Origin of the sequence: Micromonospora sp. NPDC007230 (genome assembly GCF_042869115.1) — a bacterium.
Classification (GTDB): domain Bacteria; phylum Actinomycetota; class Actinomycetes; order Mycobacteriales; family Micromonosporaceae; genus Micromonospora.
In genome coordinates this window covers 88,249-102,638 of record NZ_JBIAFE010000001.1, presented here as the reverse complement: position 1 = coordinate 102,638, position 14,390 = coordinate 88,249, and the positions used below count along the sequence as shown (strand labels likewise).

The window sequence follows — 14,390 nt, the reverse complement described above, 5'->3', positions numbered from 1 at the left end:
CGGTTCAGCGGGTGCCGGTGGCGGCGGCCCGCCGCCGGGACAGTGCGTCGATGGTGGCGGCGCCGAGCAGGACGATGCCGGTGACCACGTACTTGACGCCTGAGCTGTATCCCATCAGGCCCATCCCGTTGTCAATGACGGCGATCACCGCACCGCCGAGCACCGCGTCGAGCACCCGGCCCTTGCCGCCGAAGAGGCTCGTGCCGCCGATGACCGCCGCGCCGACGGCGTAGAGCAGGACGCTGCTGCCACCCGTGTTCGGGTCGACCGAGTTGGCCCGGCTGGCCGCGACGATGCCGCCGATGGCCGCCATGGCGGAGCAGATCACGAAGACCGAGATCCGGATCCGGTCGACGTTGATGCCGGCGCGGCGGGCCGCCTCCCGGTTGCCGCCGACGGCGTAGACGTGCCGGCCGTAGCTGGTGCGCTGGAGCACGAAGGTCCAGACGATCAGCAGCACCGCGATGACCGGCACCACGATCGGTACGCCCTTGAGTGAGGTGATCAGGACGTTGCGGCTGCGCTCCAGGTTGAGGATGAAGACGGCGGCACCCAGGATCAGCGCCAGCGCGCCGATCCGGGCGAGGACCACCGCGATCGGGTCGGTCAGCAGGCCACGGACGGAGCGCTGGCGGTGCCGGAGCAGTTGGACCGCCGCGTAGCCGGCGACGCCGACGGCGGCGAGCAGCCAGCCCACCGCCGGGGGGAGGTTCCGGTTGGCGATGGCCAGCAGCACGTCGTCCCGCACCGAGATGTTCTTGCCCTCCTCCACGAGCATCAGCGCGATGCCCTGGAAGGCGAGGAAGCCGGCGAGGGTCACCACGAAGGAGGGGATGCCGACCTTCGCCACCAGCAGGCCGAGCAGCGTGCCGATGACCACACCGGTGGCGATCGCGGCGAGCACCGCCACGTACCAGGGGTAGCCGAACACGGTCACCACGTTGGCCAGCACGGCGGCGCAGACCCCGCTGGCGAAGCCGGCGGAGAGGTCGATCTCGCCGAGCAGCAGCACGAAGACCAGCCCCATCGAGATCAGGGTGATCGCCGCGCCCTGGGTGAACAGGTTGGCAAAGTTGCCGGCGGTGAAGAACGACGGGCGCACGATCGAGAAGGCGGCGCAGAGCAGGACGAGCATGCCGACGGCGGGGAGCGCGCCGATGTCGCCACCGCGTACCCGGCGCCAGTAGTTGTGGAGGTGGCTGCCGACGGTCGGTGCCGGCGCGACGGCGGCGGGGCCTTCCTTCTGCACGGCGGTGGTGGTCATCGGAGGGCTCCTGGGGTCGTGTCGGCGGGCTCGGCGCCGTTGCCGTTGCCGCCCGGCGCCGAATCGGCGGCGAGGCCGAGGCTGCCGGAGCGGCCGGCGGTGATCAGCTCGACCACCTGCGAGTGGGTGATTTCGGTGGTCTTCACCTGGGCGACCATCTGGCCGAGGTAGAGCGCGGCGATCCGGTCGGAGACGGCGAAGACGTCGTTCATGTTGTGCGAGATGAGCACCACCGCCAGGCCGTTGTCGGCCAGCCGGCGGACCAGTTCGAGCACCTGGGCGGTCTGCGCGACGCCGAGCGCGGCGGTCGGCTCGTCCAGGATGACCAGCTTGCTGTTCCACAGCACCGCCTTGGCGATCGCCACGGTCTGGCGCTGGCCACCGGAGAGGCTGGAGACGTGCTGGCGCAGCGACTTCACCGTACGGACGCTGAGCCCGGCCAGGGTCTCCGCGGCCATCTGCTCCATGGTCGGCTCATCGAGCACGATGCCACTGCGCTTCTCCCGGCCGAGGAACATGTTCTGCACGATGTCGAGGTTGTCGCAGAGCGCGAGGTCCTGATAGACGACCTCGATACCGAGCGCGGCGGCGTCTCGGGGGCCGTGGATGCCCACCGGCTGGCCGTTAAAGAGGAACTCGCCGGCATCCGTGGGGTAGATGCCGCTGATGCACTTGACCAGGGTCGACTTGCCGGCGCCGTTGTCGCCGACCAGCGCGGTCACCTCACCGGCGTGGGCGGCGAAGGCGACGTTGCGCAGCACCTGGACGGGACCGAAGCTCTTGTCGATCCCGCGTAGTTCCAGCAGGGGGCTCGCGGACACGGGGGTCTCCTTTGGACGGAGGGGAGGTCTCGGGTCCCGTCCGGAATGCTGCCCGGCACGGGATCGTCCCGTGCCGGGCAGCACTGCCTGAAGCGGGGTACGGAAGGTCAGCTGATGCCGGCGTCGGCGCACAGCTTTGCGTACGCCCCGGTGCAGAGCTCTTCCTTGGTCACATAGCCGTCGGCCACGACGTCCTTGACGTTGTCCTTGTAGATCGCCTTCGGCTCCAGCAGCACGGCCGGCACGTCCCGGCCGCTCTCCGGGTCCTTGACGGTCTGGCCGGTGTCCTTCGTCTTCCCCTTGGCGAGACCGATGGCCAGGTCCGCGGCGGCGTCGGCCTCCTGCTTGACCGCCTTGTAGACGGTCATGCACTGGTCACCGGCGAGGATGTTCTGCAGGCCCGGGGCGGTGGCGTCCTGGCCGGTCACCGGGACCTTGCCGTTGAGCTTGTTCTTCTTCAGCACCGAGATGGCCGCGTTGCCGAGGCCGTCGTTGGCGGCGAGCACCCCGTCGATCTTGCCGCCGGCCTTGGTGAGCTGCTGCTCGAAGATCGTGGCGGCCTGGGCGTTGTCCCACTCCGGCACGGAGTCGTCGGCGGCCTTGGTGTACTCCTTCGAGTCGAACTTCGGCTTGAGCACCGAGTCGTACCCGTTCTTGAACAGGGTGGCGTTGTTGTCGGTCGGCGAGCCGTTGAGGTAGGCGATCGCCGGGTTCTTGGCGCCCTTGTCGGTCAGGCACTTGCTCAGGCCCTCGCCCTGGAGCTTGCCGACCGCCTCGTTGTCGAAGCTGACGTAGTACTGCGCCGACCCGCCGAGGGTGAGCCGGTCGTAGTCGATGGTGGCTACGCCCTGGGACTTCGCCTTGTCCAGGACGGCCTTGCCGGTGCCGGAGTCCAGGTTGACGATCATCAGGACGGTCACGCCGTTGGTGATCATCTGGTCCGCGATGGTCTGGAACGCGGTCTTGTCGTTCTGGGCGTTCTGGATGTCGGAGTCAACGCCCGCGGCGTCGAAGGCCGCCTTGAGGTACTTGCGGTCCGCGGTCTCCCAGCGGGCGGAGGACTTGCTGTCCGGGAGGATGACGCCGATCTTCGGCTTCTTGGCGCTGCCGGCCTGGTCGGAACCGCCGTTGTCGCCGCAGGCGGCCATGCTGCCGGTGGCCAGCAGGCCGACGGCGGCGAAGGTGAGGAAGCCCTTGCGCATGTGCACGGGTCCTTTCCGGGGGTGGGGGAGTGGTCGATGGTTTGTTGTGTCCGGCAACGTATTCCCGTATGCGTGACGAGCGCAAGACTGCCGAGGTCGGTAGTTTGTTGGCGGCGGTAACAATTCAGCAACGCCACTGTCACCCGGCTGAGAGCGCTCCCCGCACGAGGTGCGGGAACGCCCGTGGAGCGACTCCGGGGTGGATCAGGCGGCGGCGATCGGCGCGGTGACGGCGTCGGTCAGCGCGACCAGATCAGCCGGGGCGAGTTGCAGTTGCAGGCCGCGGCGACCCGCCGAGACGTAGACGGTCGGGTGGTCCAGGGCGGACGCGTCCACCACCGTGGGCAGCCGCTTGCGCTGACCCAGCGGGCTGATCCCGCCGCGCACGTAGCCGGTGGCCCGCTCGGCCACGACCCGGTCCGCCATGGTCGCCCGCTTGCCGCCCGCCGCGGCGGCCAGTGCCTTGAGGTCCAGCTCCCCGGTGACCGGCACGACCGCCACGGTCAGCCCGCCGTCGACCTCGGTGACCAGGGACTTGAACACCCGCTCCGGCGGCACCCCGAGGGCCGCCGCGACCAGCGCGCCGTAGTTCGGCGCGTCCGGCGAGACCTGGTACGGGTGGGTGCTGTGGCTGATCTTGCGCTTGGCCAGCAGCGCCGTCGCCGGAGTGCCCTGTCCCGCCATGCCCGACAAGCTAACCCCGCCCGGGCCGGCGGGGCGAGTCGAAATCCCGGCTCAGCCCGGCACCGGCTGGCAGATCAGCACGGTCGGCGCGCCGCCCACCCGGGTGAGCATCAGGCTGGCCGCCGCCTTGCCGGCGAGCTTCAGGTCCCGGCGCAGCTGCTCCGGCTCCAGCGCCGAGCCGCGCTTGAGGATCTCGACCCGGCCCACGCGGCGCTCGCGCAGCAGGGCGCGCAGCCGCTTCAGCGAGAACGGCAGCACGTCGGTGACCTCCAGGCAGCGGGCGTACGGGGTGGCCACCGGCGCGTCGGCGTACAGGTAGGCGATGCTCGGGTCGGCGAGTGTCGCGGACAGCTCCGCGGCCAGCTCGGCGACCAGGTGCGCGCGGACCACCGCCGGGTCGGGGTCGTACACGTACCGCCGGACCGCGCCCACCGGCGCCTCGGCGTCGCCGGAGCCGGTGAGCTGATGGCAGGGCGCCGCTCCGCTGCCGGCGGCGTGGAGCGGGGGCCCTTCCGTCAGCACGGTCGCGCGGCGGGGCACCTCGGCCAGCTCGCCGCACCAGAGGGCGGCCTCGACCAGGTCGCCGGCCACGCTGACCCACTCCGCCTCGGCGCCCGCCGGGATCAGCGCGTGGTCCAGCCCGGGGGCCACCTTCACCACGGTCCGCGGCACCCGCTCGGCCAGCCCGGTGACGAAATCCCAGGGCGGCGAGTAGGCGTTCGGATCGAAGATCCGCCGCCCGGTGCCGGCCGCCCGTCGCGCCGGGTCGCAGAAGACCGCGTCCACCCGGGTCACGTCGAACGCCGTCGCGTCCCCGCACTCGACGGTGAACAGGTCGGCCAGCCCGGCCGCCTCGGCGTTCGCGGCGGCCATCGCGGCGGTCGCCGGGTCGGCCTCCACCCCGTACACCCGGATGCCGGCGCGGGCGGCGGCGAGTGCGTCGGCGCCGAGGCCGCACCCCAGGTCGGCGAGGGTGCGCACGCCGGCGGCGCGCAGCCGCGCGGCCCGTCGGTCGGCGACCACCCGGCGGGTGGCCTGCTCCAGCCCGGGGCGGGTGAGGAACATGCCGGCGGCCTCGGGCCCGAACTTGCCGACCGCTCGGCGGCGCAGCTCGGCCTGGGTGAGCGCGGCGGCGGCCAGCCCGGCCGGGAACCCCGCCGAGCGGAGCCGGGCCGCCGCGGCCAGCGGGTCGCCGCCGGCCACCTCGGCGGCCGCCGCGAGGGCGGCCGACCCCTCGGGGGTACGCAGCGCGGCGAGCTGGTCGAGATCCACCCGCCCATTCTCCCGCCGGGGGCGAAGGTGTGGGCGACACGGGGCCGTTCCGTTGGCACTCTCCTTGACGGAGTGCTAGCCGAGGAATAACCTGCGATTAGCACTCTCACCCTGAGGGTGCCAACGCCCGGGCCCTGGTGTCCGGGGGTTGAACGCCAGGCGGACCGGCACCCGCGACGACGGCCCCGCCCGGTGGCATGTGGCAGATTGACGCCGGTCGGCGTGTCGACCGGCAACGAAACCAGTACCCCAGGAGGGTATGCCCGTGACTACCGCGACCAAGGTTGCGATCAAGCCGCTCGAGGACCGGATCGTGGTCCAGGCGAACGAGGCTGAGACCACCACGGCGTCGGGCATCGTGATCCCCGACACCGCCAAGGAGAAGCCGCAGGAGGGCACCGTCCTCGCTGTCGGCCCGGGCCGGATCGACGACAAGGGCAACCGCGTTCCGATCGACGTGAAGGTCGGCGACACCGTCCTGTACTCGAAGTACGGCGGCACCGAGGTCAAGTACGCCGGCGAGGAGTACCTGGTGCTCTCCGCCCGCGACGTCCTCGCGGTCATCGAGAAGTAAGCAACCGATCAGTGTCGTTGCCCCGGTCCGGCTCGCCGGGCCGGGGCAGCGTCGCTTCGAAGGGATACCGATGGCGAAGATCCTCAGCTTCTCGGACGACGCTCGGCACCTGCTCGAGCACGGTGTCAACGCTCTCGCGGACGCGGTCAAGGTCACCCTCGGCCCGCGCGGGCGCAACGTCGTCCTGGACAAGAAGTTCGGTGCACCGACGATCACCAACGATGGCGTGACCATCGCCAAGGAGATCGAGCTCACCAACCCGTACGAGAACCTCGGCGCGCAGCTGGTCAAGGAGGTGGCGACCAAGACCAACGACGTCGCCGGCGACGGGACCACCACCGCGACCGTGCTGGCCCAGGCGATGGTCCGCGAGGGCCTGCGCAACGTCGCGGCCGGCGCCAACCCGGCCGGCCTCAAGCGGGGCATCGACGCGGCGGCGAACAAGGTCTCCGAGGCCCTGCTCGGCCGGGCCGTCGAGGTGGCCGACAAGGAGTCGATCGCGCACGTCGCGACGATCTCCGCGCAGGACGCCACCATCGGCGAGCTGATCGCCGAGGCGATGGAGAAGGTCGGCCGCGACGGTGTCATCACCGTCGAGGAGGGCTCCGCGCTCACCACTGAGCTGGAGGTGACCGAGGGCCTCCAGTTCGACAAGGGCTTCATCTCGCCCAACTTCGTCACCGACGTGGAGGGGCAGGAGTCGGTCCTGGAGGACCCGTACATCCTGATCACCACCCAGAAGATCTCGGCGATCGAGGAGCTGCTGCCGCTGCTGGAGAAGGTCCTCCAGCAGAACAAGCCGCTGCTGATCATCGCCGAGGACGTCGAGGGCCAGGCGCTGTCCACCCTGGTGGTCAACGCGATCCGCAAGACCCTCAAGGTCTGCGCGGTGAAGGCTCCCGGCTTCGGCGACCGCCGCAAGGCGATGCTGCAGGACATGGCGATCCTGACCGGTGCCGAGCTGGTCGCCCCGGAGCTGGGCTACAAGCTCGACCAGGTCGGTGTGGAGGTGCTCGGCACCGCCCGCCGCGTGGTGGTCGACAAGGAGACCACCACCGTCGTCGACGGTGGCGGTCGGGCCTCCGAGGTCGCCGACCGGGTCGCCCAGATCCGCAAGGAGATCGAGGCCTCGGACTCCGAGTGGGACCGGGAGAAGCTGGCCGAGCGGCTGGCGAAGCTCTCCGGTGGCATCGCGGTCATCAAGGCGGGCGCGGCCACCGAGGTCGAGATGAAGGAGCGCAAGCACCGCATCGAGGACGCCATCGCGGCGACCAAGGCCGCGGTGGAGGAGGGTACGGTCCCGGGCGGCGGCGCCGCTCTGGCCCAGATCCTGCCGGCGCTCGACGACGACCTCGGCTTCACCGGTGACGAGAAGGTCGGCGTCTCGATCGTGCGCAAGGCGCTGGTCGAGCCGCTGCGCTGGATCGCCCAGAACGCCGGCCACGACGGCTACGTGGTGGTGCAGAAGGTCGCCGGCAAGGAGTGGGGCCACGGCCTCGACGCCGCCAAGGGCGAGTACGTGGACCTGGTCAAGGCCGGCATCATCGACCCGGTGAAGGTGACCCGCAACGCGGTCACCAACGCCGCCTCGATCGCCGGCCTGCTGCTCACCACCGAGAGCCTGGTGGTGGAGAAGCCGGAGAAGGCCGAGCCGGCCGCCGGCGGTGGGCACGGCCACGGCCACGGTCACGGCCACCAGCACGGCCCGGGCTTCTGATCCCCCGTACGGCCTGAGTCAGGGCACACCGCCCACGCGGTGTGCCCTGATCCGTATCTGCTTACGGAACGCTGACGTGGCTGGCGGTCGGCCGCTGGGCGCGCCCACACTGGTCGGCGTGAGCAGCATGTCCCGCCGCCGGGCGGCGCTGGCCGGGGTCACCGCCGCGGCCGTGGCGATCGGCTCGGCCGAGCCGGTGGCCGTCCTCACCGGCCCCAGCTCGGCGCCACTGATCGCAGTCGGCGGCCTGGTGGTCGACCTGGTGCCCGAGCCGCTCAAGCAGTTCGCCATCGCGCTCTTCGGCCGGTACGACAAGATCGCCCTGCTGGTCGGGACGGCGGTGCTGCTGGCCGCGTTCGCCGCGCTGCTCGGCGTGCTCGCGGCCCGGCGACTCTGGACCGGCCCGGCCGGCATCGCCGGGTTCGCCGCCCTCGGGGTGGCCGCCGCGCTGACCCGGGCCGGCGCGGACGCCGCCGACGCGCTGCCCTCGCTGGTCGGCGGCGGGCTGGGGGCGCTGACGCTCTGGGCCTTCGTCGCCGGCCCGCTGCGGGTGGATCCCGGGCCGGCGGCCCCGGACGCACCACACCGGGCCACCTCACCCGGGCCCACCCCACCCCCGGCCGTCGCCGCGCTCGCGCGGGAGGAGCCCGTCGCGGGGTGGGAGCCGCTGGAGCGCGGCGACCCGGGGCCGCGGCGGCGGTTCCTGCGCGACGTCGGCCTGCTGGCCGGGACGGCGGCGGTGGCCGGGCTCGGCGGGCACTGGCTGGCCGGCCGGCGGGGCGTCTCGGCGGCCCGGCAGGCGGTGGCCCTGCCCACCCCGGTGGCGCCCGCCCCGCCGGTGCCGGCCGGCGCGGACCTGTCGGTGAGCCGGCTCGCCCCCTACGTGACCCCGAACCGGGAGTTCTACCGGATCGACACCGCCCTGGTGGTGCCGCAGGTGGACCCGGCGACCTGGCGGATGCGCATCCACGGCCGGGTACGCAAGCCGATCGAGTTGAGCTTCGCCGACCTGCTCGCCCGGCCGATGGTCGAGCGCTACGTGACGTTGGCCTGCGTCTCGAACGAGGTGGGCGGGGACCTGATCGGCAATGCCCGGTGGCTCGGCGTACCGATCAAGGAGTTGCTGGACGAGGCCGAGCCGGAGGAGGGCGCGGACCAGGTGGTCGGGCGCTCGGTCGACGGCTGGACCTGCGGCACCCCGACGGCGGTGCTGCGGGACGGCCGCGACGCGCTGCTCGCGGTCGGCATGAACGGCGAGCCGTTGCCGGTCGAGCACGGCTTTCCGGTGCGCATGGTGGTGCCCGGGCTCTACGGGTACGTCTCGGCGTGCAAGTGGGTGACCGAGCTGGAGCTGACCCGCTTCGCCGACTTCGACGCGTACTGGGTGCCGCGCGGGTGGTCGGCGCAGGCGCCGATCAAGACCCAGTCGCGGATCGACACGCCGCGCCCGCGCAACCGGCTCACCGCCGGCCCGGTCACGGTCGCCGGGGTGGCCTGGGCGCAGCACCGGGGCATCCGGACCGTCGAGGTACGCGTCGACGGCGGGCCCTGGCAGCAGGCGACGCTCGCCCCGGCGGTCTCGGTGGACACCTGGGTGCAGTGGTCGTGGCGCTGGGCCGCCACCCCGGGCGAGCACACCCTCCAGGTACGCGCCAGCGACGCCGACGGCGAGACCCAGCCGGGGGAGCAGCGGCCGGTCGCGCCGGACGGGGCCACCGGCTGGCACACGGTACGGGTCACCGTCGGCTGAACCGGCCGACGGACGCCGGGTCGATCTCCACGACGGGCACGTGCGCGGCGAGGGTGGCCGCCGCGGGTGGCTGGCGGCGCGGGGCCGGAGAGACTCTGCTCGCTCGCTGTGGAGCTGATGTCGTGAACGACTCACGCGCGTGCCGAGTCGTTCGTGATGTCAGCTCGAAAGGGAGCGGGAACCTGCCTCCCCGCGCGGAGCCGGCGTCGCCTGGCGGGTCCGGCCCGACGGCGCACACACGACGCCGCGCCCGGAGTTCGGGACGCGGCGTCGGGATGGTCGGTTCGGCCGGTCAGGCGACCTTGCGCTGTTCCGGCACGGTGGATCTGTGCGGTTGGCCGAGCCGGGCCTCCAGCCGGGCCACGTCGACCCGGGTGTGCCGGCGGTCGGCGAGGTCCTCCCAGCCGAGGGCGAGCAGTCGGAGCCGCTCCGCCTCGCTGAACCCGCCCCACACGCCGTACGGCTCGCGGACCGACAGGGCGTGGGCGGCGCACTCGGCCCGTACCGGGCAGGCCCGGCAGACGGCCTTGGCACCGGACTCGCGGCGCAGCCGCGAGGAGCCGCGCTCCCCGTCGGGGTGGAAGAACTGAGCGCTGTCCCTCCCCCGGCAGGCACCGAGCCGCTGCCAGTCCCACAGGTCGACAATGGGTCCAGGCAGTCTGCGTACGTTCGACATCAGCACCCCTCCTCCCGCGCGGCACCGCGGAGAATCCTTCGTGGCCAGCTACCGGTCGGCGGTCCGCGCGGGACACCCGTTTCCGGCCTGACCCCTCGTACCCGGGCTGTCCCGCGCTCACACATCTTTGATCGAAAACCTCGGACGGTTGGTGGCATATGCCCCATCTGTCGGAAAAGTTCTGATGATTGCCCGGAACCTCCTCCTGACCCGACCCCGCCGTGGTCTGCTCTGAGGCGGAGAGGAGACGACTGTGCGTAGCGTTCTCGTATGCGTTCGGACACCAATCGCGGCCCAGCACCTGGCCTCCGCGGCGGCGCGGCTCGGGCTGTCCGGCGTCGTCCGGACGGCGGTCTCCGATCCCGAGGTGATGTTGCGGCTCGCCGAACGTCCCGTCGACGTGGTGCTCGCCGACACCGCCCTCACCCGGCCGGACAGCGCGGGCTTCGTCCGACGGGTGCTCGCCCGGGCGCCCCAGGCCGCCGTGCTGCTGCTCGGAACCGAGGAGTCGGAGGCGGCGGCGGCCACCATCAACGCCGGAGCGCGTGGGCTGATCCAGGGCGCCGACCATGATCTGACCAGCGCGGTGGCGAAGGCCCTGCTGCTGCTCGCCGCTCCCGGACGGGCGGCCAAGCACCGGGTGACCGACCCGGCCCGGGACACCGCGGCGGTCGGCGGGACCGCACGCTCGGCCGCGCCGGGGCGTACCCCCGCCGGGTCGGCGCCGGCCTGGTCGGCGGGCCCGCCGGAGGTGCCGGGCGGCGCGCCCACGGTGGTGCCGGTGCAGCGGGGCGAGGACGCCCCCGATTCGGCCGATGCCGAGCCGGCGCCGGCGGGCGGTCCGCAGCGTGCCACGCCCAACGCCCGCAGCGCCATCGGGCTGACCGAGCGGGAGCTTCAGGTGCTGCTCGGCATGGCCGAGGGGAAGAGCAACGCGGAGATCGGGCGGGAATTGTTCGTCTCGGAGGACACCGTCAAGACGCACGCCCGCCGGCTGTTCCGCAAGCTGGGCGCCCGGGACCGGGCGCACGCCGTGGCCGCGGGCTTCCGCGCCGGTCTGGTCGCCTGAGCGGCACCGGCCCGGCGGTCAGTCCTCGGCCGACGGGTCGTCCTCGGTGCCCTCGGTCAGGGTGTCGTGCACGCCGTCCGCGTAGCCCCGGGCGTAGTCCCAGCTGACGTAGTGGTCCGGGTCCGGGTCGTAGGCCGGCTCGTGCACCCGCGGCCGCCCGGAGTTGAGCAGGTGGCGCAGGTTGCCCCGGAGCAGGTCCCAGTCGAAGTAGTGCGGCTCGCGGCAGTCCTCGCACTCGATGACCAGGCCACGCACCCCGATCGGCTGGAGCAGGGCCTGGTAGATCTCCAGGTCGGCGAGGTCCTCCAGGACGTCCTGCCGCTCGACCTCGGTCAGCGGGTCGAGCGGGTCGTCCTCGCGCGGGTCGTGCAGGCTGGCAGCCGGATCGGCCGGGTCGCCGTTGAACGGGTCGATGGGCTCGTCGTGCACCCCCTCACCGTAGTCCCCGCCACACCGAAAAGTCCGCCCCCGGGACTCCCTGTGGCGCCGCCTACCCTGGCCCGCCGCTGCCGGGACCCGCGTTGGTTGGTGGGTACGATGAAGCGACGCGCCGTCATCTCGGCGTGCGCCGGTCCAGGCGCGCGCCGCCTCGCTGAAGCCCGTCCGAAACAGCTCAGGGGAGCAATCGTGGAGAATTCGCCCAGCACCGACCTTACTGCCGGCGTCGACGGCGGCGAGCTGGGCGGTCACCTGCCCGAACTGCCGGCCGGCTCGGCGCGGGTGGTGCCGCTCGGGCTGACCTTCGACGACGTGCTGCTCCAGCCCGGCGAGTCGGACGTCGTCCCGAGCCGGGTGAACACCCGCACCAAGCTCACCCGCACCGTCGAGCTCAACATCCCGCTGCTGTCCAGCGCGATGGACACCGTCACCGAGGCGCGGATGGCGATCGCCATGGCCCGCCAGGGCGGCATCGGTGTGCTGCACCGCAACCTCTCCGTCGAGGACCAGGCGCTCCAGGTCGACCTGGTGAAGCGCTCCGAGTCCGGCATGATCACCAACCCGGTGACCGCCAGCCCGGACGACACCCTCCGCGAGGTCGACTCGCTCTGTGGCCGCTACCGCATCTCCGGCGTACCGGTGGTCGACGGGCAGGGCGAGCTCGTCGGCATCGTCACCAACCGCGACATGCGCTTCGTCTCCGACCCGTCCACCCCGGTCCGCGAGATCATGACCCGCACCCCGCTGGTCACCGCCCCGGTCGGGGTGAGCAAGGACGAGGCGCTGGCGCTGCTCCGGCAGCACAAGGTGGAGAAGCTGCCGATCGTCGATGACTCGGGCAAGCTGCGTGGCCTGATCACGGTCAAGGACTTCACCAAGAGCGAGCAGTACCCGAACGCCACCAAGGACTCCGCCGGCCGGCTCCGGGTCGCCGCCGCGATCGGCGTGGGTGAGGACGCGTACAAGCGGGCCCGCACCCTGGTCGACGCGGGCGTCGACGTGCTGATCGTGGACACCGCGCACGGCCACCAGCGCGCCGTGCTGGAGATGGTCGCCCGGCTCAAGAAGGACGTCGCCATCGACATCGTCGGCGGCAACGTGGCCACGTACGCCGGCGCGAAGGCGCTGGTCGACGCGGGCGCGGACGGCGTCAAGGTGGGCGTCGGCCCCGGCGCCATCTGCACCACCCGGATCGTGGCCGGGGTGGGCGTACCGCAGATCACCGCGATCATGGAGGCCGCCCGGGCGGCCCGCCCGGCCGGCGTGCCGGTGATCGGCGACGGCGGCATCCAATACTCGGGCGACATCGCCAAGGCCCTGGTGGCCGGCGCCGACACGGTGATGCTCGGCGGCCTGCTGGCCGGCTCCGAGGAGAGCCCGGGCGAGCTGCTCTTCATCAACGGCAAGCAGTACAAGGCCTACCGGGGGATGGGCTCGCTCGGCGCGATGCAGTCCCGCGGCCAGGCCAAGTCGTACTCCAAGGACCGCTACTTCCAGCAGGACGTGACCAGCGACGAGAAGCTGGTCCCGGAGGGCGTCGAGGGCCAGGTGCCCTACCGGGGCCCGCTGGCCCAGGTCGCCCACCAGCTCGTCGGCGGGCTGCGGCTGGCGATGGGGTACGCCGGTGCCGAGAGCATCCCGGAGTTGCACGAGCGCGGCCAGCTCATCCGGATCACCGCGGCCGGGCTCAAGGAGAGCCACCCGCACGACATCCAGATGACGGTCGAGGCGCCCAACTACCACACCCGCTGACCATCACCCCCAACCACCTGGAGTCCCCCATGCGTGACGTGGTCGAGATCGGGCTGGGCAAGACCGCGCAGCGCGGCTACCACCTGGACGAAATCGCCATCGTGCCGAGCCGCCGCACCCGGGACGTCGACGACGTCTCCACGGCCTGGCAGCTTGACGCTTACCAGTTCGGCATCCCCTGCGTCGGGCACCCGTCCGACGCGACCATGAGCCCCTCCTCGGCGGTGCAGCTCGGCCAGCTCGGCGGCCTGGGCGTGCTCAACGTCGAGGGCCTGTGGACCCGGTACGAGAACCCGACCAAGGTGCTGGAGGAGCTGGCCGGCCTGGACGAGGAGGCCCGGGCGACCAAGCGGCTCCAGGAGGTGTACGCCGAGCCGATCCGCCCGGACCTGATCGCCGAACGGGTCCGCGAGCTGCGGGCCGGCGGCGGCACGGTGGCCGTCCGGGTGTCCCCGCAGCACACCCTCGCGCTCGCCCCGGTGATCCTGGACGCCGGCGTGGACATCCTGGTCATCCAGGGCACCATCGTCTCCGCCGAGCACGTCTCCACCACCGACGAGCCGCTGAACCTCAAGGAGTTCATCGCCGACCTCGACCTGCCGGTCATCGTCGGCGGCTGCACCGACTACAAGACCGCGCTGCACCTGATGCGCACCGGCGCGGCCGGCGTGATCGTCGGCATCGGCGGCGACGACTGGTCGACCACGGAGTCGGTGCTCGGCATCCGGGTGCCGATGGCCACCGCCATCGCCGACGCCGCCGCGGCCCGTCGGGACTACCTGGACGAGACCGGCGGCCGGTACGTGCACCTGATCGCCGACGGCGACATCCAGACCTCCGGCGACATCGCCAAGGCGCTCGGCTGCGGCGCGGACGCGGTGATGCTGGGCGAGCCGCTCTCCCGCTGCGCGGAGGCCCCGGCCGGCGGTGCCTGGTGGCACTCGGCGGCCAGCCACCCGTCGCTGCCGCGCGGCGCGTTCGAGGTGGCCGGCGAGCCGCTGGGCGGGATGGAGAAGCTGCTCTTCGGCCCGGCCGACGAGCCGGACGGCCAGCTCAACCTCTTCGGCGGTCTGCGCCGGGCGATGGCCAAGTGCGGCTACCGCGACCTCAAGGAGTTCCAGAAGGTCGGCCTGGTCCTCGACCGCTGACTCGACCGGCGACGGCGCGGGTG

Annotated in this window: 13 protein-coding genes; 6 read left to right on the top strand and 7 right to left on the bottom strand. The window is 72.4% G+C overall.

What is annotated here, in order from left to right; translation table 11 throughout:
* Positions 1–4: 4 nt before the first annotated feature.
* The 5 genes from ACFYML_RS00490 to ACFYML_RS00470 all read right to left on the bottom strand — a co-directional run bounded on the left by ACFYML_RS00490 (position 5) and on the right by ACFYML_RS00470 (position 5,243).
* Positions 5–1,264: a sugar ABC transporter permease gene (locus ACFYML_RS00490; protein ID WP_387418610.1), complete on the bottom strand. Its 1,260-nt coding sequence runs from the start codon at positions 1,262–1,264 to the stop codon at positions 5–7.
* A complete protein-coding gene (locus tag ACFYML_RS00485) occupies positions 1,261–2,085 on the bottom strand; it encodes an ATP-binding cassette domain-containing protein (protein ID WP_387418609.1) in 825 nt (274 codons plus the stop codon). The genes ACFYML_RS00490 and ACFYML_RS00485 overlap by 4 nt, the downstream gene beginning before the upstream one ends.
* Before the next feature lie 107 nt (positions 2,086–2,192).
* The gene (locus ACFYML_RS00480; protein WP_387418608.1) at positions 2,193–3,287 is read right to left on the bottom strand and encodes a sugar ABC transporter substrate-binding protein; all 1,095 of its coding nucleotides are present in this window, start codon (positions 3,285–3,287) and stop codon (positions 2,193–2,195) included.
* Positions 3,288–3,491: 204 nt separating this feature from the next.
* Positions 3,492–3,971, bottom strand: coding sequence for a Cys-tRNA(Pro) deacylase (gene ybaK, locus ACFYML_RS00475; RefSeq protein ID WP_387418607.1), 480 nt, complete (start codon positions 3,969–3,971; stop codon positions 3,492–3,494).
* Between the two features lie 51 nt (positions 3,972–4,022).
* Positions 4,023–5,243, bottom strand: coding sequence for a methyltransferase domain-containing protein (locus tag ACFYML_RS00470; RefSeq protein WP_387418606.1), 1,221 nt, complete (start codon positions 5,241–5,243; stop codon positions 4,023–4,025).
* A 259-nt stretch (positions 5,244–5,502) separates the two neighbouring features.
* Between ACFYML_RS00470 and groES the strand changes: the two genes are divergently transcribed.
* The 3 genes from groES (at position 5,503) to ACFYML_RS00455 (ending at position 9,284) form a co-directional block, all read left to right on the top strand.
* Complete coding sequence (gene groES / locus ACFYML_RS00465; protein WP_018222648.1) at positions 5,503–5,817, top strand: co-chaperone GroES; 315 nt, start codon at positions 5,503–5,505, stop codon at positions 5,815–5,817.
* Between the two features lie 70 nt (positions 5,818–5,887).
* On the top strand, positions 5,888–7,534 hold the full coding sequence (gene groL / locus ACFYML_RS00460; RefSeq protein ID WP_387418605.1) for a chaperonin GroEL: 1,647 nt from the start codon (positions 5,888–5,890) through the stop codon (positions 7,532–7,534).
* 118 nt (positions 7,535–7,652) lie between these two features.
* Complete coding sequence (locus ACFYML_RS00455) at positions 7,653–9,284, top strand: molybdopterin-dependent oxidoreductase (protein WP_387418604.1); 1,632 nt, start codon at positions 7,653–7,655, stop codon at positions 9,282–9,284.
* Between the two features lie 292 nt (positions 9,285–9,576).
* Here the strand turns inward: ACFYML_RS00455 and ACFYML_RS00450 are convergent, their stop codons facing one another.
* Positions 9,577–9,960 carry a WhiB family transcriptional regulator gene (locus tag ACFYML_RS00450; protein WP_357438037.1) on the bottom strand — a complete coding sequence of 128 codons (384 nt, stop codon included), beginning with the start codon at positions 9,958–9,960 and terminating at the stop codon, positions 9,577–9,579.
* 253 nt (positions 9,961–10,213) lie between these two features.
* On the opposite strand from ACFYML_RS00450, the gene ACFYML_RS00445 reads away from it, so the two are divergent.
* Positions 10,214–11,029, top strand: coding sequence for a LuxR C-terminal-related transcriptional regulator (locus tag ACFYML_RS00445; RefSeq protein WP_387418603.1), 816 nt, complete (start codon positions 10,214–10,216; stop codon positions 11,027–11,029).
* A gap of 18 nt (positions 11,030–11,047) precedes the next feature.
* Here ACFYML_RS00445 and ACFYML_RS00440 read toward each other — a convergent pair whose 3' ends face one another.
* The gene (locus ACFYML_RS00440; protein WP_387418602.1) at positions 11,048–11,458 is read right to left on the bottom strand and encodes a DUF5319 domain-containing protein; all 411 of its coding nucleotides are present in this window, start codon (positions 11,456–11,458) and stop codon (positions 11,048–11,050) included.
* A 198-nt stretch (positions 11,459–11,656) separates the two neighbouring features.
* On the opposite strand from ACFYML_RS00440, the gene guaB reads away from it, so the two are divergent.
* Together guaB and ACFYML_RS00430 are read left to right on the top strand one after the other, a co-directional pair.
* Positions 11,657–13,219, top strand: coding sequence for an IMP dehydrogenase (guaB, locus tag ACFYML_RS00435; RefSeq protein ID WP_357438028.1), 1,563 nt, complete (start codon positions 11,657–11,659; stop codon positions 13,217–13,219).
* Positions 13,220–13,248: 29 nt separating this feature from the next.
* A complete protein-coding gene (locus tag ACFYML_RS00430; RefSeq protein ID WP_073834857.1) occupies positions 13,249–14,367 on the top strand; it encodes a GuaB3 family IMP dehydrogenase-related protein in 1,119 nt (372 codons plus the stop codon).
* The last annotated feature ends 23 nt before the right edge of the window (positions 14,368–14,390 follow it).